Source organism: Roseofilum reptotaenium CS-1145, assembly GCF_028330985.1.
GTDB lineage: Bacteria > Cyanobacteriota > Cyanobacteriia > Cyanobacteriales > Desertifilaceae > Roseofilum > Roseofilum reptotaenium.
Map to the genome: position 1 here is coordinate 38,031 of NZ_JAQMUE010000044.1, position 26,017 is coordinate 64,047.

Below are 26,017 nucleotides of genomic sequence, written 5' to 3' on the forward strand. Positions count from 1 at the left end.
CCATGTCACTTCAGTTCTATCCCCTATATCCTATCCTCTATCAAGGCTTAAAACCCTTATTTCCTCAGTGTTTATGGCGGGGAAATCCCCATCAACAGGCGATCGCCTTAACCTTTGATGATGGTCCCCATCCCCAATACACCCTAGAGCTGTTAACGGTTTTAGAAACCTACGCCGTTAAAGCCAACTTTTTTTGGCTCGGACAATGGGTTAAACAGTATCCAGAAGTCGCCAAAGCGGTTTACGATCGCGGTCATTGGATTGGGTTACATGGCTATACCCATCAGAACTTTCCCGAACTCACTCCAGAGCAACTCTGCCAAGGGTTATACCATACTCAAACTGCGATTCTTGAGGCCTGTGGTTTAAATCCCGAAACCGAGCGATCGCGATTTCGGGATGTACGGCCTCCCAATGGGTTATTTATGCCCCAAACCCTAGACCTTTTACAGGACTGGAACTATCGGCCGGTCATGTGGACGGTGGTTCCCGAAGATTGGGTCGATCCAGGAGTCTCAATTGTCGTCAATCGGGTGATGAAAACGGTTTGCCCTGGTTCTGTGATTGTTCTCCATGATGGCATCTATGGCGGTCAAAGTGTGGCGAAAACCACAGAACAGCTCCTACCGATGCTCTTAGAAAAAGAGTATCAGTTGGTTAGTATTGATAAACTGTGGATGGGTTAGAAGAAACCGGGCTTCTGACAACGTTTCGATCTCAATCCCAAGTTCCGGTAGAAACCCGGTTTCTGGGTTTCGTAATTTTTAATTTTTAATTGCCTTATGTCCTATTCTTATTCTAATCAGCGCTGGCATATTTGGATCGATCGCGGCGGAACATTTACCGATCTGGTTGCCCTGAGTCCAGAGGGTCAAACGGTGGCCCATAAATTACTCTCGGAAAATCCAGAACGCTATGCAGATGCAGCGATTCAAGGGATTCGCGATCTGTTAGGTGTGGGAGCGGATGAACCGATTCCCAGCGATCGCATTGCGGTGGTGAAAATGGGAACGACGGTGGCGACGAATGCCTTATTAGAGCGAAAAGGTGATCGCACTGTCCTGTTAATCACCCAAGGCTTTCGGGATGCGTTGCGTATTGGCTATCAAAACCGCCCGGATCTGTTTGCCCAACAGATTCAACTGCCAGAATTGCTCTATGAAGAGGCGATCGAAGTCCAGGAGCGCCTCAGTGCTAAGGGGCAAGAATTGCAACCGGTTAACCTGAACGCTCTTGCGCCCCAACTGCAAGCCGCCTACGATCGCGGAATTCGCAGTTGTGCGATCGTCCTTTTACATGGCTACCGCTATCCCCAACACGAACAAGAAGTGGCGCAACTGGCGAAGAAAATTGGTTTTACTCAAATCTCCGTCTCCCATCAAGTTAGCCCCCTGATCAAACTTGTCAGTCGCGGAGATACCACCGTTGTCGATGCATATCTGTCTCCCATTCTCCGACGCTACGTGAATCAAGTGCAAGAACAACTGAAAGGAGAATCAGGAGATGCCGTTAATCTGATGTTCATGCAGTCTAATGGCGGGTTAGTGGATGCCGAGCAATTCCAAGGTAAAGATAGCATCCTATCGGGGCCAGCCGGAGGGATTGTGGGAGCAGTACAAACCAGTTCCCAAGGCGGTTTTGAGAAAATTATTACCTTTGATATGGGCGGCACGTCCACCGATGTCGCCCACTATAACGGGGAATATGAACGACAATTTGATACCGAAATTGCTGGGGTAAGAGTGCGATCGCCCATGATGGCGATTCACACGGTAGCTGCTGGGGGCAGTTCGGTGGTATTCTTCGACGGTTCCCGCTACCGTGTCGGGCCGGATTCAGCCGGTGCAAACCCTGGGCCTGTCTGCTATCGACGGGGCGGCCCCCTGACGATCACCGACTGTAATGTACTGTTGGGTAAACTGAATCCGCGCTTTTTCCCCGCGGTATTTGGCTCCCAGGGAAACCTACCCCTAGATGGCGATCGCGTGCGCGAGCAGTTCCAATCTCTAGCTCAGGAGATACAGAAAAAAACCGGAGATCTACGGACAGCGGAACAGGTGGCGACGGGGTTTATTGCGATCGCCATTGAAAATATGGCCAATGCGATTAAAAAAATCTCTCTGCAACGGGGTTATGATGTTTCTGGCTATATCCTCTGTTGCTTTGGCGGTGCAGGGGGACAACATGCCTGTCAACTCGCCGATACATTAGGCATTCGTCAAATTGTTATTCATCCTTACGCTGGAGTACTCTCAGCCTATGGTATGGGACTTGCTGATATTCGCATCATGCGCGAGCAAACCCTTGAAGAAGAGCTAACCGATGGTGTAATGGTGGAGTTGCAAGATCGGGTGATTCCCCAGTTAGTCAAAGACGTGCAAGCAGAATTATCGGGGCAATCCGGCGATCGTGAAGAAATTGTGGTTAAACTGCATCTAAAATATGAAGGCAGCGATACGCCTTTATTGGTCAATTTTTCCGATTCTTCTCTAGAAAGCCTCAAACAAGAATTTGAGGATCAACATCAGCAACGCTATGGATTTACCTTAACCCAAAAACCGTTAGTGGTGGATATGGTTTCAGTCGAAATTGTGCAAACCATGACTCATCCTGAAGGGGAAATTCAAGAACCTGTTACCGATAGCGTCCCCTCAGAAATGGCAAGAGTTCCCGTTTATTGTTCCATACAAAATCCTGTAGGGGCGGGTTCAGCAACATTTTCCGCTCCCCACCACGATCTCCGTGAACCCGCCCTTACAGCAATAACCTCTACAGAAACAGGTTGGCAATATGTGCCAGTTTACGACCGCCAAAAGTTACAACCAGGACACACAATAATTGGGCCGGCACTGATTATTGAATCTACCGGAACCAATGTAATTGAAAGCGGTTGGCAAGCACAAGTTCATCCCCGTCAACATTTAGTGTTAACGGCTATCAATGTGGCTTTGTACCCAGATGGGAAGGCGGGTTTATCGACATCTTCGCCTCCCCACCAAGAGCCTCGTAAACCCGCCCCTAAAGAAAATGCCCCTACGGAAAGGGTGAAAAAAGATCCCGTGCTGTTGGAAATTTTCAATAACCTATTTGGGGCGATCGCCGAACAAATGGGCGTAACCCTAAAAAATACAGCGGTTTCCGTCAATATTAAGGAACGTTTGGACTTTTCCTGTGCCCTATTCGATCCAGAAGGAAACTTAGTCGCCAATGCTCCCCATATCCCGGTTCATTTAGGCTCCATGAGTGAAAGTGTAAAAGCCTTAATTCAAGATAAGGGCAACCAGATTAAACCGGGAGAGGTTTATCTTTCTAATAATCCCTATAATGGCGGAACTCATTTACCGGATATCACTGTAATTACGCCGGTTTTTTTACCTCAAAAACCTATCAAGCCCTCCTTTTATGTGGCTTCGCGGGGACATCATGCCGACCTCGGAGGCATTACCCCCGGCTCCATGCCACCCCATAGTCAAACGATTACGGAAGAGGGGATTTTATTCGATAATTTCCTGTTAGTGACTGAGGGGAGATTTGAAGCCGATTTACTTATTGATCGCTTGTTAGCACCTCCCTATCCCGCTCGTAATTATTCCCAAAATTTAGCCGATTTACAAGCGCAAATTGCGGCCAATAATCAGGGGGTTCGAGAATTGGTAAAAATGGTCAACCAGTATGGTCTGGAAACTGTACAATCCTATATGGGATATGTGCAAGAAAATGCAGAACAGGCAGTGCGAACGGCGATCGCCCAATTATCCAATGGTGAATTCACGTATGAATTCGATAATGGTGCAGTAATTCACGTGACCATCACGGTTGACCGAGAACAACGCAGCGCCACCATAGACTTTACCGGCACATCTGCCCAACTGCCCAATAACTTTAATGCCCCTAAAGCCGTCTGTCAGGCTGCCGTATTGTACGTCTTTCGCACCCTCGTGGACGACCCCATTCCCCTGAATGCTGGATGTCTGAAGCCGCTCAATATCAGGATTCCAGAGGGTTCCATGCTCAATCCCCACTATCCGGCTGCTGTTGTTGCGGGCAATGTAGAGACTTCCCAGGCGATCGTTGATACCCTCTACGGAGCGCTAGGACTCCTCGCCGCTTCTCAAGGAACCATGAATAACTTTACCTTCGGCAACCCAGATTATCAATACTACGAAACCATTTGCGGCGGTTCTGGCGCTGGCCCAACATTCCACGGTACAGACGCGGTGCATACCCACATGACCAACTCAAGGCTGACCGATCCAGAAGTCCTAGAACACCGCTTTCCTGTCCGTTTGGAAGAATTTGCCATTCGTTCCCAAAGTGGCGGCCAAGGGCAATTTTGCGGCGGTAATGGCATCGTGCGCCGCATCCAATTCCTAGAATCCATGACGGCAGGTATTCTTTCTAACCATCGCCAAATTCCCCCGTTCGGTCTAGCCGGTGGTGAACCCGGAGCCGTAGGTCGCAACTGGATCGAGCGCAAAAACGGTTACACTGAAGAACTCGATAGTACAGCAACCGTAGAGTTAGATGCAGGCGAAAAAATCACCATTGAAACCCCAGGAGGCGGAGGCTGGGGAATGGCGTTAAACTAAAAGAAAAACCACTTTATTTGGATGAGGAGATTAAGCAGCCGTCGCCCAAGGTGGTGTTTGAACGTGAGGAGGTGGAGTGATGCCTGCCAAGGATATATATAGTAAGCCTAAATCATTTTAGAAAACAAACGAAGGAAAATGACAGGTCAAGCCCTTGCTGGGCAAGGGCTTGAATAAAAACACTAGTTACACAACTCATTTAGGCTTACTATATATCATGATGTGGTGAGGAATGCGTTAATTAAGGATGGGTGGGAAATTACTGACGATCCTTTGATTTTGTCCATCGGCAAGAAGGATTTATTTGTGGATTTAGGAGCAGAAAAGTTGATTGCCGCACAGAAAGATAATCAAAAAATTGCGGTAGAAATCAAAAGTTTTATTGGTCAGTCACAGGTTAACGATCTGGAAAAGGCGCTGGGGCAATATGTGCTTTATGATGAAATTATGATGGACAAGCGAGAAAACAGAATTCTCTATCTGGCGATTAAAAAATCTGCTTATGAGGAGATTTTCAAGCAACCCATTGGACAGTTACTCTTACGGCGAAATATTCTTAAATTATTGGTCTTTGATGAAATGGAGGAGGTTATTCTAGAATGGATACAATAGATCGATACTATTCAATAATTTATCCGATTTTAAAAGAATATGCAGACCTTCCCTATCGTTTCGGCAAGGTAGAACGCCGTGTGATTGTGAGTGATGATAAAACACACTATTTTTTTATGACTTGGGGATGGGAAAGTGGGCTTAGAGTGCATGGTTGTATCCTTCATTTGGAGGTGGTGGCAGATAAAATTTGGATTCATGAGGACGGATTCGAGGATGGCATTGCAGATGATTTACTGCGAGTAGGTATTGCAAAAGACAAGATTGTTTTAGGATTTCATCCCCCAGAGGTACGTCCTCATACAGGGTTTGCTGTGAGTTAATGAGATGGAGTTATGGGTGAAGTGATCTATTTGATATCCTTATCAAATCTAAACTCAAACTCGGCGCAAATTCAAAACAAAACCGGGTAAGATTTCTTCACCGGATAATTCGGTTGGATTCGACAATTTTTCTGCCTCTAAACCAACTCGATACACTTCCACCATTCGATTTTGGGGATCGATTAACCAACCGAGTTTTGCTCCATTGTCGATATACTCTTGCATTTTCTCTTGCAGGGATTTTAGGGTATCCGACTTTGAGCGCAATTCCACCACAAAATCTGGGCAAATATTGGGGAATGTTCCCTTTTGCTCATCCGTCAGTGCATCCCAGCGCTCTTGACTTATCCAGGCAGCATCGGGAGAGAGATTTGCGCCATTGGGTAAGATGAATCCGGTAGAAGAGTCAAATGCTTCTCCTTGTTGATATTCTTCGTACCAGCGATGCAGTTGTCCAATAATGCTGAAATTACGTTTTCCGGTTTCCCAACCTGTGGGTGGATTCACAATTAGTTCTCCTTGTGCAGTTCTTTCCAGTCGTAATTCTCGATTGCTAGCAGCTAGAGCTTCAAACTGTTCTTGCGTGACATAGAGCTTCAGAGTTTTGGGTAATGTCAGCAAGAGAGTTTCTATTTCGGGTTTTACTGGTGTCTGTACCATTTTGACCTCTCTTATCCTAGGGATTTAGATTGTATTGAGCTATTTGATATGATTATAAAAGCTAACCCCAAACTCGGCGCAAACTCAAAACAAAACCGGGTAAGACTTCTTCACCGGATAATTTGGTTGGATTCGACAATTTTTCTACCTCTAAACCAACTCGATACACTTCCACCACTCGATTTTGGGGATCGATTAACCAACCGAGTTTTGCTCCATTATCAATATACTCTTGCATTTTCTCTTGCAGGGATTTTAGGGTATCTGACTTTGAGCGTAATTCCACCACAAAATCGGGGCAAATATGGGGGAATGTTCCCTTTTGCTCATCCGTCAGTGCATCCCAACGCTCTTGACTTATCCAAGCAGCATCGGGAGAGAGATTTGCGCCATTGGGTAAGATGAATCCGGTAGAAGAGTCAAATGCTTTCCCTAAATTGCCATTGTCTTCATACCAACGACCCAATTGTACAATAATGCTAAAGTTACGTTCTCCGGTTTCCCAACCTGTGGGTGGATTCACAATTAGTTCTCCTTGTGCAGTTCTTTCCAGTCGTAATTCTCGATTGCTAGCAGCTAGAGCTTCAAACTGTTCTTGCGTGACATAGAGCTTCAGGGTTTTGGGTAATGTCAGCAAGAGAGTTTCTATTTCGGGTTTGGCGGATGTCTGTACCATGTTCACCTCTGCGAGCCTATAATTCATTTTAGGCGATCGCGTACAGTAATGAGGACACCTTCTCATTTGCCAGTATAAAGCAGACAAAATAGAAGATAGTACTATGAAAATCAAGAAATATTGGTGGGTTTTGATTCTGATTCAGCTAACTCTTCTAGTTGTCATTATTAACGGACAATTCGCTATCTCTAGCGATCGCTCCTCTCTTTTTTACAGAGAAGATTTGCGGGAAATTCCTGCGGCTATTCCCATAACTCAGGAACATATTAGCCATGAAGGTTTAACGCTTAATTTATATGGTTCAGCGAAAGAAAGTCTGAAAAAAAGTCATCATGAGAATATAGTAAACGATCCTTATTACCTATGGTCGGGGAGATGCTCGAGCAACTGGGCAGTAACGTTTAGTCACCGGCAATTTCTGGTTGACTTGAGAGGAGTGGCTAAAATCAGGTGGCGAACCAAACAGTCGGGTTTCAGAAGATTGCACATTCTCTTAAAACTTGAGGATGGCACTTGGTTAGTGAGCGATCGCACTCAAGGAGCATCGGAAGACTGGAAAATCGGTGAATTTAACCTGATGGACTTAGAATGGTATGCACTCTCAATGGAGACGATAACAGAAACAGATAAAGTCTCCTCTGTCGATCTTTCACGAGTCGATGAAATCGGAATTACAGATCTGATGAGAGGAGGCTCGAGTTCAGCGTCCTCTAGACTAGACTGGATCGAAGTCTATGGAAAACCGGTAGAACGCTTCAATTCTTAGTCAATCGGCGATCGCTTCGATCCTTGACTACAATTGAACCAACAAAACCTTAAATTCCATAATCAGCCAAAATGATTACACGCCGAGAATTTGTCAAAACTGCTGCGGTTGCTAGCGCGACTGCTGTTGTCGTTCCCCATTTGAGTCTTGGGAGTTCACCCTCTTATGATGCGAAGCAACTGCCAACTAGAACACTCGGAAAGACAGGAATAGAGGTTCCACCGATCGTTATCGGTTGTGGTAGTCGATTTATGGCGATCCAAGACGAGGATCAGGCTCTTGAGTTACTCGAATATGCCCTCGATCGCGGATTATATTGTTGGGATACAGCCGCAAATTATGGAAACCACGAGATTTCTAGCGAGGAGCGTTTGGGCAAGTTGCTCAAACAGAGGAGAAAGGAAGTCTTTTTAGCCACTAAGGTAGCTCAACGAGATGGGGAAAGTGCTAAAAAAACGATTGAGAGAAGCTTGAAACGCCTTCAGACAGATTACATCGATCTCCTGCAAGTTCATTCTATAAAGTCTGTTGAAGATGTTGAAACTCTAGGACAAAAAGGTCAGGTTTTGGAAGTGCTGCATCAATATAAAGAAGAAGGGGCGATCGCACATATTGGCTTTAGTGGACATACTTCAGCCGAAGCAATGAAGAAAGCAGCTCAAATGTACGATTTTGATACCATGCTGATCGCGATGAATCATCAGCGTCCAGAACAAAAATTTGAGGAACAAGCCGTTCCAGCCGCAGGAAGTAAGGGAATGGGAGTACTGGCAATGAAGGTCATTCGCCCCAGAGAAACTATTGAAAACCTCAATCCTAGGGATCTGCTCGGTTATGCTTTGAGCTTAGATCATATTGCAGCAGCCGTCGTTGGAATAGATAGCTTGGCAATCTTGAAAGATAACATCGATTTCATTCAGAATTTTAGCCCCTTATCCGCCCCGAAAATGGAAGAAATGAGAGTTAAGCTAGCACCATTCTACAGAAATGAGCAATTAGCTTGGATGAAACCTGGGTATGAAGATGGAAGGAATGCCTGAATGAGTCAACCTAGTCAGCCTATCAACTGGAATGCTTTCTGCACTCGCCCATTCTGGGAGATTTGGGTAGAAACCGGGTTTCTGAATCGTTTCTCAAGAGCTTGAATCGCCATGACACCAGAAGATTTGGCATCTGAACAAGTAGAGCCGCTTATTAGTGCTTCCGCCATTGCTGACTGGCACTTTTTTATCCCCGCAGACCATTGTCCAGAACAGCCTTCGAGCCAACCCTATCGGATTTTTGAATCTCGTTGGCGCGAGGTAATTTTATTGTGGTTGGGACGCGAGGATGTGGAAGATGAGAAGAAGGAGGAGTTTATTGAGGCATTGGTGAATTTTGAAGATGGATGCGATGATTTTTATCGGGAGCGTGCCTATTTTCTAGCGGCGGTTGGCATTCGCGAATTTAAAGTTTGTACTCTTGCTGATGAAATTATTCAGCAAGTAGTTAACCGTGGATTTGCAGATTTTGATCCAGAAACACAGCTATGGTATATACTGATTCAACCCATTACTCAAGGACCGAAGGAAAGTTTAGCACAAACTGACATCAGGCGAGTTATTGAAGCTCTTAGTGCTATGGTACAACAACCTGACTGTCCTGAAGATACTTATCGAGAAGCGCTTGAATTTATCGAGAAAATTGGGAAAGGTAATTCCCAAGCGATCGCAGCGTTAATTCACCTTCTAAAGAACACTAAGAATGAATCTATTGGTAGAGATATAGCCCTGACTTTAGAGAAAATTGACCCAGGTAATTCCCAAGCGATCGCAGCGTTAATTCACCTTCTCAAGAATACTAAGGATGAATCTATTGGTAGAGATATAGCCCTGACTTTAGGGAAAATTGACCCGGGTAATTCCCAAGCGATCGCAGCTTTAATGGAAGTCCTCCAACAAAGTGAAGATGAAGAAATCTGTGGGTTGGCAGCTTACAGTTTAGGGCAAATCGCACCAAGCAATGCTGAGGCGATCGCGGCTCTAGTCCAAGTTCTCCGGCAAACTGAATCTAAATACATTCGTTGCCAAGCGGCTAGGGGTTTAGGGTTAATCGTGCCAGGTAATATTGAGGCGATCGCAGCTTTAGTCGAAATTCTCAAAGATACTGAGTATGGAGATAAGCGTTGGCAAGCGGTAGATGCTTTAATGGAAATTGCACTAGGCAATTCCCAGGCGATTGCATTATTAGTCCAACTTTTCAGGGAGACTGACGATGAATATATCCGTTGGCAAACGGCTGAGAGTTTAAAATGGATTGCAGAAGACGATGCTGAGGCGATCGCGGCTCTAGTTCAGCTTATCGGGGAGACTGATGATGAATATACCCGTTGGCAAACGGCGGAGAGTTTAAGGGTAATCGATCCGGGAAATCCCCAAGTCATCCCTACCCTAGTGCAACTTCTCAGACAAACTGAAGATTATGAGGTATGTTGCCTAGCGATCGAGAGTTTAGAGTACATCGAACAAGATAATGCGGAAGCGATCGCAGCCTTAATCCAAGTTCTCAAAGACACTGATAATGAAGAAATTCGTCGTCCAGTGGCTGCATGTTTAGGTAAAATCGGATATGGCAATACTGAGGCGATCGCCGCTCTCGTGCAACTTTTTCGGGACATTGAAGATACATATAGCTATTGGCAGACGGTGAACAGCTTGAGTAAAATCGCGCAAGGGAATGTACAGGCGATCGCCAATTTAGCCCAAGTTATTAGGAATACTGAAAATCAATATACTCGTTTTCTACTGGCTCAAACTTTAGCAGAAATCGACCCAGGTAATACTGAAGCGATCGCGGCTTTAGTCGGAGTTGTCAGGGAAACGGAGAGCGAAGAGACTCGTTGCCAAGCAGCTAGAAGTTTAGGCAAAATTGACCCAGGCAATCCCCTGGTAATTCCAGCATTAATCCAAGTTATCAAAAATACCAAGGATGATTATACCCGTGGAGCAGCGGCTAAAAGTTTAGTCGAAATGGGACAGGGCAATCATGAAGCGATCGCTACTTCAATCCAATTCATTGTAGATACCGAAACTTCATATCTTCATAAGTACCCGCCCGAATATTTAGGCAAAATGCTTGTGACGAATCAACAACGGCAAAGTGTCGTCTCAGCACTCCAACAGCACCTCAACACTGACAATGAAAATAAGCTTGCCCTTTTCCAAGCCTGCTATCAACTCCTCTGGAACATTGCCCAAGACTTGCCCTACGCCGACTTCTATCGTGTTTGGAATCAGGTTTAGCTGTACTAAAATAGTCTAATTAATTTACTGCCCGAATAAAGCCTAATCCCAGACTCGGCGCAAATTCAAGACAAAATTGGGTAAAACTTCTTCACCGGATAATTCAGTTGGATTGGACAAAACTTCGACCTCTAAACCGACTCGATAAATTTCCACCGTTCGATTTTGAAGATCGATTAACCAACCTAATCTTGCTCCATTTTCCATATATTCTTGCATTTTCTCTTGCAGTGATTTTAGGGTATCCGACTTTGAACGCAATTCCACCACAAAATCGGGGCAAATATTGGCGAATGTTCCCTTTTGCTCATCCGTCAGTGAATCCCAGCGCTCTTGACTTATCCAAGCAGCATCGGGAGAGAGATTTGCGCCATTGGGTAAAATGAATCCGGTAGAAGAGTCAAATGCTTCTCCTTGCTGATTATCTTCATACCAACGACCCAATTGTACAATAATGCTGAAATTACGTTTTCCGGTTTCCCAACCTGTGGGTGGATTCACAATCAATTCTCCTGTTGCAGTTCTTTCTAGTCGTAAGTCTCGATTACTGGCAGCTAGAGCTTCAAATTGTTCTTGCGTGACATAGAGCTTGAGGGTTGTCGGTAATGTCAGCAAGAGCGTTTCGGTTTCGGGTTTTACTGGTGTCTGTACCATGTTTACCTCAAAATGCTATAGAGCTATTTTAGGCGATCGTTTGAACCCGATCGATCTTGGTCATAATCGCTCGATAAATTGTCTCTAATTCCTTTGTCAGCTTTTCTTGACTCTATCAAAAAGATATCAAATGGGTTTTATAAGCCCTTCTGGGTCAGTGCTAGAGACCAAACGTTCAACTTAGTCATATTGTCTATATCTACTTATAGTCCAGTGAAATGTAGCTTATCCTCATGATCTTCCATGATTTTTTGTAAGATTTAACATAATTCCTGAAAATCGGAATCATTGCATTCAAAATTGATTTTAATTGCTTCATGATTTATATCTATGTTAGGCTCTTCTCTTAAGTCATCAAGATAAATTATAAATTGATTTCGATTTAAGTAAATCGCTTTAAATCCTCCATATTCTGCCCAAGATTGATCGTCTAATTCAATATGAATATGTTTTAAATCTGGAAAGATATCTTCTATTATTTCAAAATATCTTTCTATTGAAAAATAGTGACTCTCTTGATGGTTAGGACTTTTTTTCATCTACAAATAGAGCATAAGGAACATTTTGATTGAAGTCACAAGAATTAGAATCAAATTGAAATAACATTAGTTTGCTGTTGTCTTTCACCAATTAATTTTTACTCTATTATATAAAAAATATATAATCATAGCCTTTCTCTATTGTATAAGGTATGTCCCTCACCTTGAAAAGTCTCTTTCGTAGTAAAGGGAGCTGAAGCTAAATCCCCATTACCACCTCAAAGCGCTATAATGGTAGATTGGGCTAGTCCAGATTCTCAAGGCAGCGTTATTCACCCTCATTGAACAGAAGCAATGAAAAATCAGCAACAACGGTTTGATTACGTCAAAATTGGTATCGCTTCTCCTGACCGGATTCGGCAATGGGGAGAGCGAACCCTTCCCAATGGGTCAGTCGTTGGGGAAGTGACCAAACCGGAAACCATCAACTATCGTACTCTCAAACCCGAAATGGATGGCCTCTTCTGCGAGCGGATTTTTGGGCCAGCTAAAGATTGGGAATGCCATTGTGGAAAGTATAAACGAGTTCGTCATCGGGGGATTGTTTGCGAGCGTTGCGGCGTAGAAGTGACCGAATCGAGAGTCCGTCGCCATCGCATGGGTCATATTCAATTAGCCGCTCCAGTTGCCCATGTGTGGTACTTAAAAGGTATACCCAGCTATATGGCCATTCTGCTGGATATGCCCCTGCGGGATGTGGAACAAATTGTGTATTTTAATGCCTATGTGGTTCTCGATCCCGGAAATACCCCAGAGGTCGCTAAGACCAATGAAGAAATTCCCTCCCTCAGTTATAAACAACTGCTCAATGAAGACCAGTGGATGGATATTGAAGACCAATTGTATTCTGAAGATTCAGAATTAATTGGTGTAGAAGTGGGCATTGGTGCAGAGGCCATTGAGCGCTTACTAGCCGATTTGGAATTGGAAACCGTAGCGGAACAACTGCGCGAAGATATCCTCAATTCTAAAGGGCAAAAACGGGCGAAGTTAATTAAACGTTTGCGGGTCATTGATAACTTTATTGCCACCGGTTCTAAGCCGGAATGGATGATTTTGAGTATGCTGCCGGTGATTCCGCCCGATTTGCGCCCGATGGTGCAGTTGGATGGAGGACGGTTTGCCACCAGCGATTTAAACGATCTGTATCGCCGGGTGATTAACCGCAATAACCGATTAGCTCGACTGCAAGAAATTTTAGCCCCGGAGATTATTGTCCGTAATGAAAAGCGGATGTTACAAGAAGCCGTGGATGCTCTGATTGATAATGGTCGGCGCGGTCGCACGGTGGTGGGAGCGAATAACCGGCCGTTGAAATCTTTGTCGGACATTATTGAAGGAAAACAGGGACGTTTCCGGCAAAACTTGTTAGGAAAACGGGTGGATTATTCCGGTCGTTCTGTAATTGTTGTGGGGCCAAAGCTGCAAATTTACCAATGTGGCTTACCCAAGGAAATGGCGATCGAATTGTTCCAACCGTTTGTCATTCATCGCTTAATTCGCCAAGGATTGGTCAATAATATTAAGGCGGCGAAAAAGCTGATTCAACGGAACGATCCTAGTGTTTGGGATGTTTTAGAAGAGGTGATTGAAGGTCACCCAGTTTTGCTGAACCGCGCTCCAACGTTGCACCGGTTGGGGATTCAAGCCTTTGAACCGATGCTTGTGGAAGGGCGAGCCATTCAGTTGCATCCGTTAGTTTGTCCGGCGTTTAACGCAGACTTTGATGGAGACCAAATGGCGGTGCATGTGCCGTTGTCGTTGGAGTCCCAATCTGAGGCACGGTTGTTGATGTTAGCGTCGAATAATGTGATGTCTCCAGCGACGGGGCGGCCCATTATTACGCCATCTCAGGATATGGTGTTAGGATGTTACTATTTAACGGCGGAAAATCCTTGGGCGCAGAAAGGGGGCGATCGCTTTTTTGCTTCTTTAGAAGATGCCATTCGTGCCTACGATCAAGCCCAAGTAGACCTACATGCCTATATCTGGGTTCGTTATGATGGTGAAGTGGAATCTCCAGAAAAAGATGATGAAATCGTTTCTGAAGAGAAGCTTGAAGACGGAACAGTAAACCGTATTTACCGCTATCGACGAGTACGAGAAACAGCCGAAGGTGAGCAGATTTGCCAGTATATTCGCACAACACCGGGTCGGATTATCTTTAATAAGACGATTCATGATTCTATCCTCACGGCTTAGTCTCCTAGTCGTTGGCTATCTAATTGAGGTAGGGTGCATTAGCGAAAGCGCAAGGCACCCTACTCTATTTTTTGTTAAACTAACCTGGATAGACCAAGTATGAAATATTCGGAGAAATTCCTGTGTTAGATGAACAGGCAAAGAAAACCCTGTTAAGAAAAATCCCCCATGGCTTGTATATCTGTGGGGTAAAAGATGGGGAAGAAGTGAATGGTTTTACGGCGAGTTGGGTAATGCAAGCCTCTTTTACCCCTCCTTTGGTGGTCAATTGTGTGAATACTAAGTCTCAATCCCATGCCATGATTCAATCGAGTGGGGTATTTGCTTTAAGTATTCTGGAAGCGGGACAAAAGGATTTAGCCCAGCAATTTTTTAAGCCTCAACGCCGAGTCGGGAATAAGTTTGAATCAGTGGACTTTTATCTGGGTGAAACCGGATGTCCGATCATTACCGATACCTTAGGATATGTGGAATGCCAGGTTGTGGGAGTGGTAGAAAAAGGCGATCATACAGTATTCGTGGGGGAAGTGATTGCCGCAGGAATTCACCGGGAAGGTGAGCCACTCTTACTCGAAAGTACAGGTTGGAATTATGGCGGTTAGCTGAATAACGATAATCACGATAAAAATTGGGAGGTTGATTTAACTTATGCCATTAATCAAAATTCAAACATCTGTTCCAATTCCAGAGAAGATTGCAGTTACAGGTTTGCTGCAAATACTTTCAGCTAAATTAGCCCAACACTTGGGGAAACCCGAATCTTATGTCATGACTGCTTTTGACGCTGATGTGCCGATGACATTTGGGGGAACCTCAGATCCGGTATGCTACATTGAGGTGAAGAATATTGGCGGGATGAGTCCTGCTCAAACCCAGAGTATGAGTCAGGATTTTTGCGAAGCGATCGCTGAAAGCTTAGGAGTACCCCCCAATCGTACCTACATTGAGTTTGCAGGTGCTGAGGGTAGTATGTGGGGTTGGAATGGTGGGACATTTTAAGGGTTCATCATAGCATCGCCCCTGTATAATTATCACGAATGGGGATAGGTTAGCCCATAAGGTTGGTGGGTTCACCTCCCCCCAAACTTGGATCAGAATCAGGGACATCAGCTCATTTGTAGGATCTACCGTTATCTATGGATAGATTAATCGTTGTTTGACTTCTAGAGCTATGAAGCGATTTTCTCCCCTCGATCCAGTTTTAAGCCGTTTTTTGTCTAAAATGCCCACCCATATTGCGGTAACCTTTAGTGAGGAGCAACTCGAGGAGATTAGGAAGCAATTGGGCGATCGCCAATGGCAGGTACATCCATTCGATCTGCGTCTATCTTTCCCTATTTTTAATCGCTGGTTCTATCTTGTCATTCTAGCTGGACGGGAGCGCCGACACCATCAACGCTCAGGTCAACAGTCAAATTTAAATCAAGGGGAATGGGGTATCCCCTTAAATTTAAAAACGATCAGTAATTTGTTAGCTTGTGTCACTTTTATTTTAATTCTGATTCCCGCCCTATTCGGACTCTCCTATCTGTATGCTTCTGTTGAATCAGAAAACAATCAAGCTCCGAGCGCAATTGAAGAAAGTATCGATCGCATTCTCAGTGATTGGGGACTGTGATCAATTAAATATTAAAAATGATTGCTAGTCAAACAATCAGGGTTTCAATCCCATTCCCTATTCCCTCGCGCGAAGCGCTATACTCGGTTGCGAGGCTCTCCTTTCAGGAATGCCTCGATATTTTTGTGAACTTCTGTGATTAACCGTTCTCTAGATTCGTGGGAAATCCAAGCGATATGAGGGGTAATCAAAAGTCTATCTTTATTTTGGATATGAAAGAGGGGATTATCTTCTTGCGGAGGTTCTGTTTCCAAAACATCCAAACCTGCGGCAGCAATTTCTCCAAGATCTAGGGCTGATGCTAAGGCTGCTTCGTTGACAATTCCACCACGACTGAGATTGAGCAAAATTGCCTCAGAAGACATCATTTTAAGTTGGGCTTCATCAATTAGATTAGCCGTTTTTTCATTTAATGGTGCATGAATAGAAACGATATGGGACTGTTGCAGAAGTTGATCTAAATCGATGCATTTAAAGGGTTGCTCTCGGTTTTTACCACTGGTAGAGAAATAGGAAACTTGACAGCCAAAAGCTTGAGCAATATCGGCTATTTTTCTGCCGATGGCTCCCATACCGATAATTCCCCAGTGTTTGCCAGAAAGTTCATAAAAGGATTCTCCCAAGTGGTTAAACGTGGGACTTTCACACCATTTTTTGCTGCGCGTATAATCGTCAAAATAACGAGAATGGTGGGACAGATAAAAGAGCATGGAAAAGGTATGGGCGACCACACTGTTCGTCGAGTAACCCACTGCATTGGTGACGATAATTCCCTGTTCGGCTGCACATTGGATATCGATAATATTGTATCCTGTAGCAGCGACACAAATCAGTTTTAGAGTATGGGTACTTTCGAGAATGGAACGATTGATGGGGACTTTATTGGTGATAACAATTTCCGCACCTTGAATTCTGGCAGCGACTTCTTCAAGTTGAGTCGTGGCGAACACTTCCAATGTGCCGAATTGCTCTAATCTGCTGAGGTTGACATCGCCGATGGTGGCGGCATCTAAAATAACAATTTTTGGGGATTTCATAGAGATTGGGGAATAGGGAATAGGCAATAGGCAATAGGGAAATCATTTTTTCCCTTAAAAGTCCCGATTTTTAATTAAGGCTTTCCCTATCACAGTAAAAATGCTGTATGGATTATGCCTCAATTGCTGGTGTTTTGGTTTCTGATGGGGTGTTTTCTTGAACCTGATCGAGGATTTTCAGTACTTCTTGTTCAAAGGTGACTTGAGCGCGGTTGGTTTTGCCACCAACGTAAAAGTTATCGCCGTTTTGCAATGCCCAAATTTGAGAGTGAGAAAAATAACTCATAACGACAGCAATCATGAGTAGTCCAAATCCGGTGTAAACAACGGGAATACCGGGGTCGGCTTTAATTTGTAATCCGGTGCTGCCAATAACGTCCAGGACTTTCAAGGTAACGCCATTAACCTCTATGTCCATTCCCTGCCGCACCGTACCGATGAGTTGTCCTTGATTATCATAAACAACGAGAGTTCCCTGTAAATCTTTGGTGACTAGGGCAACTCCTTGGCTCATATCGGGTGTGGTGGGTATCCAGGTTCCCCAGATTCTGCCTTCGGTTTGTATGGGCAGTTTAGCCATAGGAATCTTGAAGATAGGAGAGTTATTTACTCTTACTTTAACAGCCGCGATCGCCCAATCGGCTTGGTACAAGGTTACGCCTCGATAGCGCAGGGGTTGATTCACATGGATTTCTTCGCGCTTAACTTCTTCTCCCTGGTTATCTAATACGGATAAATCGGAATAAAATTGCTCAATTCTGCCCTCTGGACTATAGTCAATCCAAAATCGATTCACGCGCACTGACCAATCTTTGGGCACTTGGGATTGGGCAAAGGGCCCTGCTTCAATGATATTTTTAATCTCAAAGGTATTGCCACTGGGAATGACTTCTTGAGCCATAAATCCGGTCATGGAGCCTAAGATCGATCCAGCTAAAATAATCAGCATACTGGCATGAACGATAATGGGCCCAATTCTGCCAATAATGCCTTTGCGAGCGTATAGGGTTTCTCCCTCTCGAAAGACTCGATACCCGTATTGTTTTAAGATGGGTTCTAACGAGTCATTCGACCCTTGATTGAGTTGGGTACTCAGAGCCAGTTTTTCAAATTGTTGTGGTTTTTGGTAATACTTCCACCGGTTAGCCGCTTTGAGGGTGGGTAGTTGGCGGGTAAACGTGCAAGCGGTTAAACTTGAGCCGAAGAGGACAAGCAGCGCCAAAAACCACCAGGTGCTATAAACATGGTCTAAGCCAACGGTTAAGAGGACTTTCCAGGAGAGGAAGCCGAATAGGGCGGGGTCTTCAGGGTAGTTGGCTTGATAAAATTCGATAGATTGCCCCTGTTCTATGACTGTACCGGAAATGCTGAAGAGGGCGATCGCCAGCAAGACAATAATCGCTAACCGTAAATCGGCTAATGTGGGCAGCACTTGTTTTTTCCACCATTGCAGGGGATTGAAGGAGATGGGAGGAGAAGCGTTTTGATTGGAAGTCATCAGAAAATCAACTTATGGGCACAAGACGAGACAGGAGCGAAATCACCCCAAATCCTACTAATAACACGCCACTGGTAGGTGTGATCCATCCTGACCATTGTCGGAGGGCTAAAAGTTTTTTAATCGAAGCGGTGAAGGTTCCCGCCAGTACCAGGGGAGAGACATATCCAGCAGTATAAGCCAGGAGTAAACCACTGCCCAGGATGGGGTTTTGGGTGCTGGAAACCCAAGCCAGAAGGGTGGCTAAGACGGGGGTGCTACAGGGGGAGGCAACTAAGCCAAAGGTTAAACCAATGAGGTAGGAACGCACGCTGTTGGGGAAGTTAGGTGAAATCCAATCCATGCCTCCGGAAGCGGGGAGTTGCAGGGGTAAGGCTTCCAGAAGATTGAGTCCCATCAAAATGGCGATAATACTGACAATGATGGGTAAGCCTATACCAACTTGACCATAGACCTGACCGACGAGAGCGGCAACGATTCCCAACAGAGCGAGGGTAGTGGCTAAACCGGCAGCAAACCACAGGGACTGGATCGCAGATTGTAAGCGGTTTTCAGTTTCGTAGCCGCCGATGTACGCAACGGTGAGCGGCAGCATAGAGAGCATACAGGGGGTGAGGCTCGTGAGGAGTCCGGCGATAAAAATGAGACCGATACTAACAGCATTGAGATGAGCCAGTTGGGTATCGACTAGGCGATCGGCAAACTGTTGGAGATAATAGAGTTGGGTTTCTAGGGTTTCAATCATGTTCAATGCTGGTTCTAATCCTCAAGATTTTTTTTCCAGGATTGGGGATGTTTTTGTAGGTGCATTACTGAGATCACTAAGATTGAATCTTCTTCAATTGTGTAAATAATTCCATAAGGAAAACGCTGCATACGGCAGCGTCTGATTTTCTCGTTTAATGGTGTCCAAGCGCGGGGATTTTGCACAATTCGATTAACAGTTGCTTGGGCTTCTGCTAGAAAATCTTCGCCCAATCCAAAAGATTGATTTTGATAAAATTCAGCAGCTTCTTGTAACTCCTGACTGGCTGCTAATAAAAACTTGATGCTCATGTTTCCAGAGATTTCTTAATCTCACTGAAGACAGATTGTCCATCTACAACCTCTATCTGACCTTCATGATAAGCATCTAGTCGGCTTTGGGATTCATTGAGCCAAGCAAGATCAATTTCAGTTTGTTCTGGATTATCAAGACTTGCCCATAGAGCATCGATCAGATGAACTCGTTCTACAACCGTTAGTTTAAGGGCTTTTTGTGTTAAAACGGCAGCATCCATAATTTGAAAGTTGAGTTAGGTTAGTTGTATCAGCAGGTACGACCCACCTTACATGACTGAATGTTAGTGTAACACGATCGCCCAACTTCATTGTGTTGGTGATAAATGATAGCCAGAAACCCGATTGCTTCTCAAGGGTGATCGCCATCAATTCAAACCAGCTTCTGCAAGCACCAGATGCAAATCCTCACTCAAACTGAGTTGTATTGCCCACTCTTGCAGATAGTTGAGATCGAGCAATTCTCCTTGAACCTTGAGAATGCCCAAAAGATCCCGCCACTGCTTTTCCGATTGACTTTGTTGTTGCCATTGCAGCTTGCTTAGAATTGTATCTTCGGGACTGGCATAATACAAAATCTGTCCTTCCTCCATGGATACTGCCTGTCGTCGTTCGAGTTGCATTTGGTCAAAAGGCGTTGTCCCCAACAAAATCAAATCCCCTCTGGCAATTGTCGCCATGTGAATGACTTGCAGGATATTGAGCCGTCCGTTTTTCACATCTTCTATACCCACGACGTAAAATCCAGATTCCTCCAGGGAGGCGATCGCTTCATCAAGTCGATCGCGCTGCATGGATACCACCACATCTAAATCGCGAGTGGTGCGGGGTTCGCCATACAAAATTGCCGCCGATCCACGGGCAATGAAATACTCGATTTGTAGGGATTCAAACAGGTTGTGCAACAAAAAGGCGATTTCTAATGGGTCTTGAATCCACATTTTTTCGTTGTTTCCCGGTACAAACGCGCTTGGATAATCATCTTGCAACCATGCTCTGGCTATTTTCTCCGCCAAGGCTTGACCTGTCAAGTGAGGGAAGCGCCGTTTGATACTTTGCAACGATAATTGTCGGGTTCGCTTCATCAAATCCCGCGCCATCCCATATCGCTGCAAGGGCGATCTCGATAAAACTCCGTTTCGCTGGCGCGATCGCAGCAGCAAAAATTCCAACCGATCCGCTTCGGCGATCGTATCTCTTGCTTGGGGGCGATATCCTGGTTGTCCGGTGACTCTATGAACAGAATGACTCACTGAATTATCCATTAAATAAGACTTACCCAAAGTTACCCACAAATGGACATCGATCTTCTAGCACAATCATCTGCTCATTCTACATCCCATGAAGCGCCATAACTAAAGCAGCAATTGTCCCGGAAACACAGATTTTTCCGCGAAAAATAGTATCCATTACTTCATTAATGGGAATAAATACTAACTCGATTTCTTCTGTGATATCCAAGTGTTGCTCGCCAACCTGATGAATATTTTGGGCTAAAAAGACATGAATCCCATTGGTATCTTTGGGGGGATTATCATACAGAACGCCTAAAAATTTCCAATCTTGACTCTGATAACCGGTTTCTTCTTCAAATTCTCGCCTAGCGGCAACTTCTGCTGATTCTTCTGGGGGATAAAAATGGCCGGCTGGTAATTCCAATAATACTTTTTGTACCCCATGGCGATATTGACGGACAAATAAAATTGTTCCTTCTGGGGTAATAGGAACAATCATGGCGACTTCTGGACGAATACTGACAAAGTAATCATCAATAATGGTTTGGTTAGGCAATTGGACGGTATCTTGGCGCACCTGACACCAAGGATGGTCAAAGGCTAGATGGGAGTGCAAGAGTTTCCAGCGTTTTGGCAAGGTCATGGGAGGGGGATGGGGGGATGGGGAGATGGGGAGGATGAAATGATATAAGTTATTATTGTTCACACCACCGAGCAGCTCTGTAGACCGTGAACCTAGATCTGATTTTAGTCTTCTTTGTGGGCATGATTCCACCAACTTTGTCCTTATGGATGATGCGTAAAGTGGAACTCCAGTGTCAACAGCGTCATGAACGCATTTTACGAGCCTATCGTAATAGACCCTTACAATCTCCACGGGAACGCTTATTGAATTATAGGCCCTCTTCCTTCACCCCTGGAATGGGGATAGATACAATTATTGGCGATATTACTTGCCAATATAACGCGCGATCGCCCTATCTGAGATGTGCCATTAATCCCCATGGCCCTTGTGAAGAGTGTTCCCACTATCAACCGACCCAAGAGGATACAGGGTTTCGAGGCACAAAATCTTGAACAAAGATAGAGTGTTCTCTATATTGCCCCAACTGCCACAACCGGTTTGGATTTTAGCGGCGGGTCGTCTCTTATCCCAAATTGGCATCGGATTTACCCTATTTTATGCTCCCATTTTTTTCGTCAATCAAGTGGGACTCTCGGCGACTCAAGTCGGTTTGGGATTAGGAAGTAGTGCTTTTTCTGGCATTCTTGGACGGTTTCTAGCAGGTAACTTTACGGATTCTCCCCAATGGGGTCGCCGCCGTACCTTATTGTTGTCGGCTCTGGTTTCGGCTTTTGCAGATGTAATTTTGGCTCTAATTGTCGATTTTCCAACCCTGGTTTTGGGAAATCTGTTGATGGGTTTGGGGATTGGACTCTATTGGCCGGCAACGGAGACCGTGGTGGCCGATGTAACTCAGCTAGATCAACGAAATGAAGCCTTTGCTCTAGCACGATTAGCTGATAATTTAGGACTCGGATGTGGGGTACTGTTGGGGGGCTTGTTAATTGAAGCCGGGGTGAATTTTCGCTGGCTGTTTGTGATGGATGGTATATCGTTTTTACTATTCTTTGCTCTGATTTATACCGCGATTGACGAAACCCGACCCCAAAACCACAAGCCCCGACCCCAGCACGGTTCTAATTGGGGGGTAGCTTTGGGCGATCGCCAGTTACAAAAGTTTGTAATCGTTAATCTTCTCTTTACCACCTATCTCTCGCAACAGCAAAGCACATTGCCCCTCTATTTGAGCAATTTTCTAGCCTCTGGAGGGTTTTCTCCTGCCATCATTAGCAGCTTATTTACCGGACAAATTGCTTTTTTAGCCCTCTGTCAACTCCCCATCGCTCGCCGTTTAAATCGTTGGAGTCGTTCGCAAAGTTTAATGCTATCCCTATCAGTTTGGAGCGCAAGTTTTGTTTTAGTCTGGATCGCTGGTGGAGTCAATCAAGAAGCTCTATTTTGGGCTATCAGTGCATTAGTCGGGATGGCAGTTGCCACAGCCATCTATACCCCGTCCGCTTCTGCTCTCGTGGTGGATTTAGCTCCAGAAGACTTACGGGGAACCTATTTAGCCATTAATGCTCAATGTTGGGCTATTGGCTATCTGATCGGCCCCCCTTTGGGAGGATGGGTATTAGACCAGTCTAGAATCATTATCGATGGGTTTTGGCTGGCGATCGCCTTCAGCACCCTCCTTGGTATCCAGATTTTGCGATCGCTTGAGGGCACTTCGCGCTAGGGAATGGGGAATAGGGAATAGGCAACCAGCAATCTCCATTTCCCCTCATACCCCCACCTACTTCGCCAGCACACCATGGAGGAAAATATCTGCCATCCCTTCAGCCATTTCGCGCATGGACTGGGGAGATGCGTCGGGTTCAATAATCGTTGTATCGCTAAATCCGGCAATCACAAACATGCCCAAAAACACCTGAGCGACAATTTTAGGATTCATCTGGCGATAAACCCCCCGATCCATTGCCGTTTGAAAAAATGCTTCTGCCACATCCGTCATTTTATCGATTACATCGGCTTGAATGCGATCGCGCAATTCCGGATGAAACTGAGCCTCCATAAAACAGACTCTCATGCGATCGGCATTGCGATGCAAACTCATCATTCGCCGTCGCATCACTTGGGCAATATCCCGATAACTGCCCATTTCACTTAACTCCGTGAGCAAATCCGTTAAAATATCAATCCAGCCTTGAGTCGCAATTTCCAACAAAATTGCCTTCTTATTACTGAAATGCCGAAATAACGTTCCTTCCGCCACCCCCGCCGCTTGAGCCAAATCCCGTGTTGTTGTGCCATCATATCCTTTGCGAGCAAATAGATGTTGGGCTGCTGCCAGAATACGAGTTCGGGTTTGGGCTTCTGGTTTAGGGGTTGAAGTTGCTATAGTCATCTTCTTAAAGTCAGGTTAATATAACTCTCTTATCCTGTTGTATGGTGATTCAGGATCACTTAGAGCAATTAATCCGTAAAACTTCACACAACCTTACAAAAGTTCTCTAAGATCGCTTAAATCCGTTAAGAGTCCTCCAAAATCCATTCGGAAGAGCGATCGCCCAAATCCAGGATCAATGTCAAGGCCTTACCCAAACGGGGGCGATCGCTGGTCTGTTCAATATAAGACCGCAATTGCTCCGTAGCGCCCCAGTCTTGAAGATACAAGGCGATACGGCTCAGATGGGCGAGATATTCATCCGGAGACCAAGGGAAAGACGCTTGTTCCAAATATTTCCACATAATTTGTACCAAGATTTTCCCCTGGCTTCTACGGATTTGTATATCGTAAGAACGTCCCCACTTGTTCCGTAACAATTGATGTAACTCTTCTCCGGTCATTTTTCTGCTCCCGATCCTCAAAGGACAAATTCTTCAAAACTCACCGCTAAGGGGTGTTAAAAAATGTAATAATGCTCTCATACAAAGTGTAAACTGAGGATTGGCCAAAATTTAAGTGGTCATCTTTAGAGTAGGGGTACTACCTCCTACAAACACTAAAGAGAAAGTGAATCAATTAACAAAACAACTGATGACTCAAGCTTCTGGATCGGCGGATGTCCCCAATATGGGACGACGGCAATTTATGAACCTCTTAACCTTTGGTTCCGCAACCGGAGTCGCTCTAGGCGCTCTTTATCCGGTTGTCAACTATTTTATTCCTCCTTCTAGTGGTGGTGCTGGCGGCGGGACAACCGCTAAGGACGCGGCTGGTAATGATGTGGTAGCTAGCGAATATTTAGCCAGTCATCCCGCAGGCGATCGCTCCCTCGTCCAAGGACTCAAAGGAGACCCCACCTATTTAGTCGTTCAACAAGATAAAACCTTAGCCAGCTATGGACTCAACGCAGTGTGTACCCATTTGGGTTGCGTTGTGCCTTGGAATGCAAGTGAAAACAAGTTTATCTGTCCTTGCCATGGTTCCCAGTATAATGCGGAAGGTAAAGTGGTTCGCGGCCCCGCACCCTTATCCTTAGCTTTAGCCCATACTGATATCACTGACGATAAAGTGGTTCTCAGCAACTGGGAAGAAACAGACTTCCGCACCAATGAAGATCCCTGGTGGACATAACTCCCCTCTTCCATTTCCATAAGCGCTGAATTTATAAAGTTTACATCCTGTTCATAACTGATGAAATACTGTTCTGTCTTAACAACCTGGCGCAGGTTAGTGTTAGTAGCGATCGCCGCAATCTCTATCTTTGCCGCCTCCGATCTCATTAACCCCCAACCCGCAGCCGCCTACCCCTTTTGGGCCCAAGAAACCGCTCCTATCACTCCCCGTGAAGCCACCGGCCGCATTGTCTGCGCCAACTGCCACCTAGGAGCCAAACCCACCGAAGTCGAAGTTCCCCATTCCGTCCTCCCTGACACCGTATTCAAAGCCGTCGTTAACATTCCCTACGACACCAGCGTACAGCAAGTGTTAGGCGATGGTAGTCCTGGTGGTCTCAATGTCGGTGCAGTCTTAATGCTGCCCGAAGGATTTAAGATTGCGCCCGAAGATCGCCTCTCTGAAGAACTCAAAGAAGAAACTGAAGGCGTTTATTATCAAACCTACACCGCAGACCAAGAAAACGTCATTCTGGTTGGCCCTCTTCCCGGTGACGACCATCAAGAAATTGTCTTCCCCGTTCTCTCTCCTGACCCCAAAACCGACAAATCCATTAACTATGGTAAATATGCCATTCACGTCGGTGGAAACCGAGGTCGCGGTCAAGTCTATCCCACTGGAGACAATACCAACAATACCGTTTCTTCCGCTTCCGTAGCTGGAACGATCGCCAGCATTAGTGAACTCGAATATGGCGGCTATGAAGTCACCATTCAACCCGCTGATGCAGATGCTGTCGTCACCAGTATTCCGGCTGGCCCTGAATTAATCGTTTCTGAAGGCGATGAAGTGGCAGCCGGACAAGCTTTAACCAACAATCCCAATGTGGGTGGTTTTGGTCAAATTGATACGGAAATCGTTCTCCAAGATGCTACTCGTATTCAAGGTATGATTGCCTTCTTAGTGCTGATTATGATTACTCAAATCTTCCTCGTTCTGAAGAAGAAACAATTCGAGAAAGTCCAAGCAGCCGAAATGAATTTCTAAATCCTAAATCTTGGGATGATTGGGCAAGACAGAAACCGGGTTTCTTGAAGAAATCCGGTTTCTTATAACAATAGGTAATAGGCAATAGGTAATA

28 protein-coding genes are annotated in these 26,017 nt (G+C 45.2%); 15 read left to right on the forward strand and 13 right to left on the reverse strand.

Annotated elements, in window-relative coordinates; genetic code table 11:
* The first annotated feature begins 2 nt into the window (after window positions 1–2).
* From PN466_RS07325 to PN466_RS07340, 4 genes are all read left to right on the forward strand, one after another.
* Window positions 3–686 carry a polysaccharide deacetylase family protein gene (locus PN466_RS07325; protein ID WP_271938215.1) on the forward strand — a complete coding sequence of 228 codons (684 nt, stop codon included), beginning with the start codon at window positions 3–5 and terminating at the stop codon, window positions 684–686.
* A gap of 96 nt (window positions 687–782) precedes the next feature.
* Entirely contained in the window at window positions 783–4,589 is a 3,807-nt protein-coding gene (locus PN466_RS07330) for a hydantoinase B/oxoprolinase family protein (protein ID WP_271938216.1), read from the forward strand.
* A 210-nt stretch (window positions 4,590–4,799) separates the two neighbouring features.
* Window positions 4,800–5,201 carry an element excision factor XisH family protein gene (locus PN466_RS07335; protein ID WP_271938278.1) on the forward strand — a complete coding sequence of 134 codons (402 nt, stop codon included), beginning with the start codon at window positions 4,800–4,802 and terminating at the stop codon, window positions 5,199–5,201.
* A complete protein-coding gene (locus tag PN466_RS07340; RefSeq protein WP_271938218.1) occupies window positions 5,189–5,524 on the forward strand; it encodes a XisI protein in 336 nt (111 codons plus the stop codon). Before PN466_RS07335 ends, PN466_RS07340 begins: the two co-directional genes overlap by 13 nt.
* 54 nt (window positions 5,525–5,578) lie before the next feature.
* Here the strand turns inward: PN466_RS07340 and PN466_RS07345 are convergent, their stop codons facing one another.
* Window positions 5,579–6,184, reverse strand: a complete 606-nt coding sequence (locus tag PN466_RS07345; protein ID WP_271938219.1) for a Uma2 family endonuclease — start codon at window positions 6,182–6,184, stop codon at window positions 5,579–5,581.
* Between the two features lie 61 nt (window positions 6,185–6,245).
* Window positions 6,246–6,860 (reverse strand): Uma2 family endonuclease, encoded by a 615-nt coding sequence (locus PN466_RS07350; RefSeq protein ID WP_271938220.1) that lies wholly within the window; start codon window positions 6,858–6,860, stop codon window positions 6,246–6,248.
* A 103-nt stretch (window positions 6,861–6,963) separates the two neighbouring features.
* On the opposite strand from PN466_RS07350, the gene PN466_RS07355 reads away from it, so the two are divergent.
* From PN466_RS07355 to PN466_RS07365, 3 genes are all read left to right on the forward strand, one after another.
* The gene (locus tag PN466_RS07355) at window positions 6,964–7,626 is read left to right on the forward strand and encodes a hypothetical protein (RefSeq protein ID WP_271938222.1); all 663 of its coding nucleotides are present in this window, start codon (window positions 6,964–6,966) and stop codon (window positions 7,624–7,626) included.
* A gap of 71 nt (window positions 7,627–7,697) precedes the next feature.
* Window positions 7,698–8,666 (forward strand): aldo/keto reductase, encoded by a 969-nt coding sequence (locus PN466_RS07360; RefSeq protein ID WP_271938223.1) that lies wholly within the window; start codon window positions 7,698–7,700, stop codon window positions 8,664–8,666.
* A 111-nt stretch (window positions 8,667–8,777) separates the two neighbouring features.
* On the forward strand, window positions 8,778–10,907 hold the full coding sequence (locus PN466_RS07365; RefSeq protein ID WP_271938225.1) for a HEAT repeat domain-containing protein: 2,130 nt from the start codon (window positions 8,778–8,780) through the stop codon (window positions 10,905–10,907).
* 42 nt (window positions 10,908–10,949) lie between these two features.
* On the opposite strand, the gene PN466_RS07370 is transcribed toward PN466_RS07365, so the two are convergent.
* Both PN466_RS07370 and PN466_RS07375 read right to left on the reverse strand, forming a co-directional pair.
* Entirely contained in the window at window positions 10,950–11,561 is a 612-nt protein-coding gene (locus PN466_RS07370) for a Uma2 family endonuclease (protein WP_271938228.1), read from the reverse strand.
* A 260-nt stretch (window positions 11,562–11,821) separates the two neighbouring features.
* Entirely contained in the window at window positions 11,822–12,100 is a 279-nt protein-coding gene (locus PN466_RS07375) for a hypothetical protein (protein WP_271938230.1), read from the reverse strand.
* A gap of 294 nt (window positions 12,101–12,394) precedes the next feature.
* Between PN466_RS07375 and PN466_RS07380 the strand changes: the two genes are divergently transcribed.
* From PN466_RS07380 to PN466_RS07395, 4 genes are all read left to right on the forward strand, one after another.
* Entirely contained in the window at window positions 12,395–14,302 is a 1,908-nt protein-coding gene (locus PN466_RS07380; RefSeq protein ID WP_271938232.1) for a DNA-directed RNA polymerase subunit gamma, read from the forward strand.
* A gap of 122 nt (window positions 14,303–14,424) precedes the next feature.
* Window positions 14,425–14,904, forward strand: coding sequence for a flavin reductase family protein (locus PN466_RS07385; RefSeq protein WP_271938234.1), 480 nt, complete (start codon window positions 14,425–14,427; stop codon window positions 14,902–14,904).
* A 46-nt stretch (window positions 14,905–14,950) separates the two neighbouring features.
* Window positions 14,951–15,301, forward strand: a complete 351-nt coding sequence (locus PN466_RS07390) for a phenylpyruvate tautomerase MIF-related protein (RefSeq protein WP_271938235.1) — start codon at window positions 14,951–14,953, stop codon at window positions 15,299–15,301.
* A 172-nt stretch (window positions 15,302–15,473) separates the two neighbouring features.
* Entirely contained in the window at window positions 15,474–15,920 is a 447-nt protein-coding gene (locus PN466_RS07395) for a hypothetical protein (RefSeq protein WP_271938236.1), read from the forward strand.
* Between the two features lie 77 nt (window positions 15,921–15,997).
* On the opposite strand, the gene PN466_RS07400 is transcribed toward PN466_RS07395, so the two are convergent.
* The 7 genes from PN466_RS07400 to PN466_RS07430 form a co-directional block, all read right to left on the reverse strand.
* Window positions 15,998–16,957, reverse strand: a complete 960-nt coding sequence (locus tag PN466_RS07400; RefSeq protein ID WP_271938238.1) for a D-2-hydroxyacid dehydrogenase — start codon at window positions 16,955–16,957, stop codon at window positions 15,998–16,000.
* 112 nt (window positions 16,958–17,069) lie between these two features.
* Window positions 17,070–18,455 (reverse strand): cytochrome c biogenesis protein, encoded by a 1,386-nt coding sequence (locus PN466_RS07405; protein ID WP_271938240.1) that lies wholly within the window; start codon window positions 18,453–18,455, stop codon window positions 17,070–17,072.
* Window positions 18,456–18,462: 7 nt separating this feature from the next.
* Window positions 18,463–19,200: a cytochrome c biogenesis protein CcdA gene (locus PN466_RS07410; protein WP_271938243.1), complete on the reverse strand. Its 738-nt coding sequence runs from the start codon at window positions 19,198–19,200 to the stop codon at window positions 18,463–18,465.
* Between the two features lie 14 nt (window positions 19,201–19,214).
* A complete protein-coding gene (locus PN466_RS07415) occupies window positions 19,215–19,511 on the reverse strand; it encodes a type II toxin-antitoxin system RelE/ParE family toxin (RefSeq protein ID WP_271938245.1) in 297 nt (98 codons plus the stop codon).
* Window positions 19,508–19,735, reverse strand: coding sequence for an addiction module protein (locus PN466_RS07420; protein WP_271938246.1), 228 nt, complete (start codon window positions 19,733–19,735; stop codon window positions 19,508–19,510). Before PN466_RS07420 ends, PN466_RS07415 begins: the two co-directional genes overlap by 4 nt.
* A gap of 147 nt (window positions 19,736–19,882) precedes the next feature.
* Window positions 19,883–20,779: a hypothetical protein gene (locus PN466_RS07425; RefSeq protein ID WP_271938248.1), complete on the reverse strand. Its 897-nt coding sequence runs from the start codon at window positions 20,777–20,779 to the stop codon at window positions 19,883–19,885.
* Between the two features lie 67 nt (window positions 20,780–20,846).
* Window positions 20,847–21,392, reverse strand: coding sequence for an NUDIX hydrolase (locus PN466_RS07430; protein WP_271938251.1), 546 nt, complete (start codon window positions 21,390–21,392; stop codon window positions 20,847–20,849).
* A gap of 86 nt (window positions 21,393–21,478) precedes the next feature.
* Between PN466_RS07430 and PN466_RS07435 the strand changes: the two genes are divergently transcribed.
* Both PN466_RS07435 and PN466_RS07440 read left to right on the forward strand, forming a co-directional pair.
* Window positions 21,479–21,826 (forward strand): DUF6464 family protein, encoded by a 348-nt coding sequence (locus PN466_RS07435; protein WP_271938253.1) that lies wholly within the window; start codon window positions 21,479–21,481, stop codon window positions 21,824–21,826.
* Window positions 21,823–23,052 carry an MFS transporter gene (locus tag PN466_RS07440; RefSeq protein ID WP_271938254.1) on the forward strand — a complete coding sequence of 410 codons (1,230 nt, stop codon included), beginning with the start codon at window positions 21,823–21,825 and terminating at the stop codon, window positions 23,050–23,052. Before PN466_RS07435 ends, PN466_RS07440 begins: the two co-directional genes overlap by 4 nt.
* 57 nt (window positions 23,053–23,109) lie before the next feature.
* On the opposite strand, the gene PN466_RS07445 is transcribed toward PN466_RS07440, so the two are convergent.
* Window positions 23,110–23,721: a TetR/AcrR family transcriptional regulator gene (locus PN466_RS07445; RefSeq protein WP_271938256.1), complete on the reverse strand. Its 612-nt coding sequence runs from the start codon at window positions 23,719–23,721 to the stop codon at window positions 23,110–23,112.
* Between the two features lie 125 nt (window positions 23,722–23,846).
* Window positions 23,847–24,164 carry a DUF3067 family protein gene (locus PN466_RS07450; RefSeq protein ID WP_271938258.1) on the reverse strand — a complete coding sequence of 106 codons (318 nt, stop codon included), beginning with the start codon at window positions 24,162–24,164 and terminating at the stop codon, window positions 23,847–23,849.
* 190 nt (window positions 24,165–24,354) lie between these two features.
* Between PN466_RS07450 and petC the strand changes: the two genes are divergently transcribed.
* Together petC and petA are read left to right on the forward strand one after the other, a co-directional pair.
* Complete coding sequence (gene petC / locus PN466_RS07455; protein ID WP_271938279.1) at window positions 24,355–24,894, forward strand: cytochrome b6-f complex iron-sulfur subunit; 540 nt, start codon at window positions 24,355–24,357, stop codon at window positions 24,892–24,894.
* Between the two features lie 60 nt (window positions 24,895–24,954).
* The gene (gene petA, locus PN466_RS07460; protein WP_271938260.1) at window positions 24,955–25,923 is read left to right on the forward strand and encodes a cytochrome f; all 969 of its coding nucleotides are present in this window, start codon (window positions 24,955–24,957) and stop codon (window positions 25,921–25,923) included.
* The last annotated feature ends 94 nt before the right edge of the window (window positions 25,924–26,017 follow it).

What these genes read in the sequence shown, in the direction of transcription:
- PN466_RS07325 (WP_271938215.1), top strand. Translation starts at nt 3, where the DNA reads ATGTCACTTCAGTTCTATCCCCTATATCCTATCCTCTATCAAGGCTTA.
- PN466_RS07330 (WP_271938216.1), top strand. Translation starts at nt 783, where the DNA reads ATGTCCTATTCTTATTCTAATCAGCGCTGGCATATTTGGATCGATCGC.
- PN466_RS07340 (WP_271938218.1), top strand. Translation starts at nt 5,189, where the DNA reads ATGGATACAATAGATCGATACTATTCAATAATTTATCCGATTTTAAAA.
- PN466_RS07345 (WP_271938219.1), bottom strand. Translation starts at nt 6,184, where the DNA reads ATGGTACAGACACCAGTAAAACCCGAAATAGAAACTCTCTTGCTGACA.
- PN466_RS07350 (WP_271938220.1), bottom strand. Translation starts at nt 6,860, where the DNA reads ATGGTACAGACATCCGCCAAACCCGAAATAGAAACTCTCTTGCTGACA.
- PN466_RS07355 (WP_271938222.1), top strand. Translation starts at nt 6,964, where the DNA reads ATGAAAATCAAGAAATATTGGTGGGTTTTGATTCTGATTCAGCTAACT.
- PN466_RS07360 (WP_271938223.1), top strand. Translation starts at nt 7,698, where the DNA reads ATGATTACACGCCGAGAATTTGTCAAAACTGCTGCGGTTGCTAGCGCG.
- PN466_RS07365 (WP_271938225.1), top strand. Translation starts at nt 8,778, where the DNA reads ATGACACCAGAAGATTTGGCATCTGAACAAGTAGAGCCGCTTATTAGT.
- PN466_RS07370 (WP_271938228.1), bottom strand. Translation starts at nt 11,561, where the DNA reads ATGGTACAGACACCAGTAAAACCCGAAACCGAAACGCTCTTGCTGACA.
- PN466_RS07375 (WP_271938230.1), bottom strand. Translation starts at nt 12,100, where the DNA reads ATGAAAAAAAGTCCTAACCATCAAGAGAGTCACTATTTTTCAATAGAA.
- PN466_RS07380 (WP_271938232.1), top strand. Translation starts at nt 12,395, where the DNA reads ATGAAAAATCAGCAACAACGGTTTGATTACGTCAAAATTGGTATCGCT.
- PN466_RS07390 (WP_271938235.1), top strand. Translation starts at nt 14,951, where the DNA reads ATGCCATTAATCAAAATTCAAACATCTGTTCCAATTCCAGAGAAGATT.
- PN466_RS07395 (WP_271938236.1), top strand. Translation starts at nt 15,474, where the DNA reads ATGAAGCGATTTTCTCCCCTCGATCCAGTTTTAAGCCGTTTTTTGTCT.
- PN466_RS07400 (WP_271938238.1), bottom strand. Translation starts at nt 16,957, where the DNA reads ATGAAATCCCCAAAAATTGTTATTTTAGATGCCGCCACCATCGGCGAT.
- PN466_RS07405 (WP_271938240.1), bottom strand. Translation starts at nt 18,455, where the DNA reads ATGACTTCCAATCAAAACGCTTCTCCTCCCATCTCCTTCAATCCCCTG.
- PN466_RS07410 (WP_271938243.1), bottom strand. Translation starts at nt 19,200, where the DNA reads ATGATTGAAACCCTAGAAACCCAACTCTATTATCTCCAACAGTTTGCC.
- PN466_RS07415 (WP_271938245.1), bottom strand. Translation starts at nt 19,511, where the DNA reads ATGAGCATCAAGTTTTTATTAGCAGCCAGTCAGGAGTTACAAGAAGCT.
- PN466_RS07420 (WP_271938246.1), bottom strand. Translation starts at nt 19,735, where the DNA reads ATGGATGCTGCCGTTTTAACACAAAAAGCCCTTAAACTAACGGTTGTA.
- PN466_RS07425 (WP_271938248.1), bottom strand. Translation starts at nt 20,779, where the DNA reads ATGGATAATTCAGTGAGTCATTCTGTTCATAGAGTCACCGGACAACCA.
- PN466_RS07430 (WP_271938251.1), bottom strand. Translation starts at nt 21,392, where the DNA reads ATGACCTTGCCAAAACGCTGGAAACTCTTGCACTCCCATCTAGCCTTT.
- PN466_RS07445 (WP_271938256.1), bottom strand. Translation starts at nt 23,721, where the DNA reads ATGACTATAGCAACTTCAACCCCTAAACCAGAAGCCCAAACCCGAACT.
- PN466_RS07450 (WP_271938258.1), bottom strand. Translation starts at nt 24,164, where the DNA reads ATGACCGGAGAAGAGTTACATCAATTGTTACGGAACAAGTGGGGACGT.
- petC (WP_271938279.1), top strand. Translation starts at nt 24,355, where the DNA reads ATGACTCAAGCTTCTGGATCGGCGGATGTCCCCAATATGGGACGACGG.
- petA (WP_271938260.1), top strand. Translation starts at nt 24,955, where the DNA reads ATGAAATACTGTTCTGTCTTAACAACCTGGCGCAGGTTAGTGTTAGTA.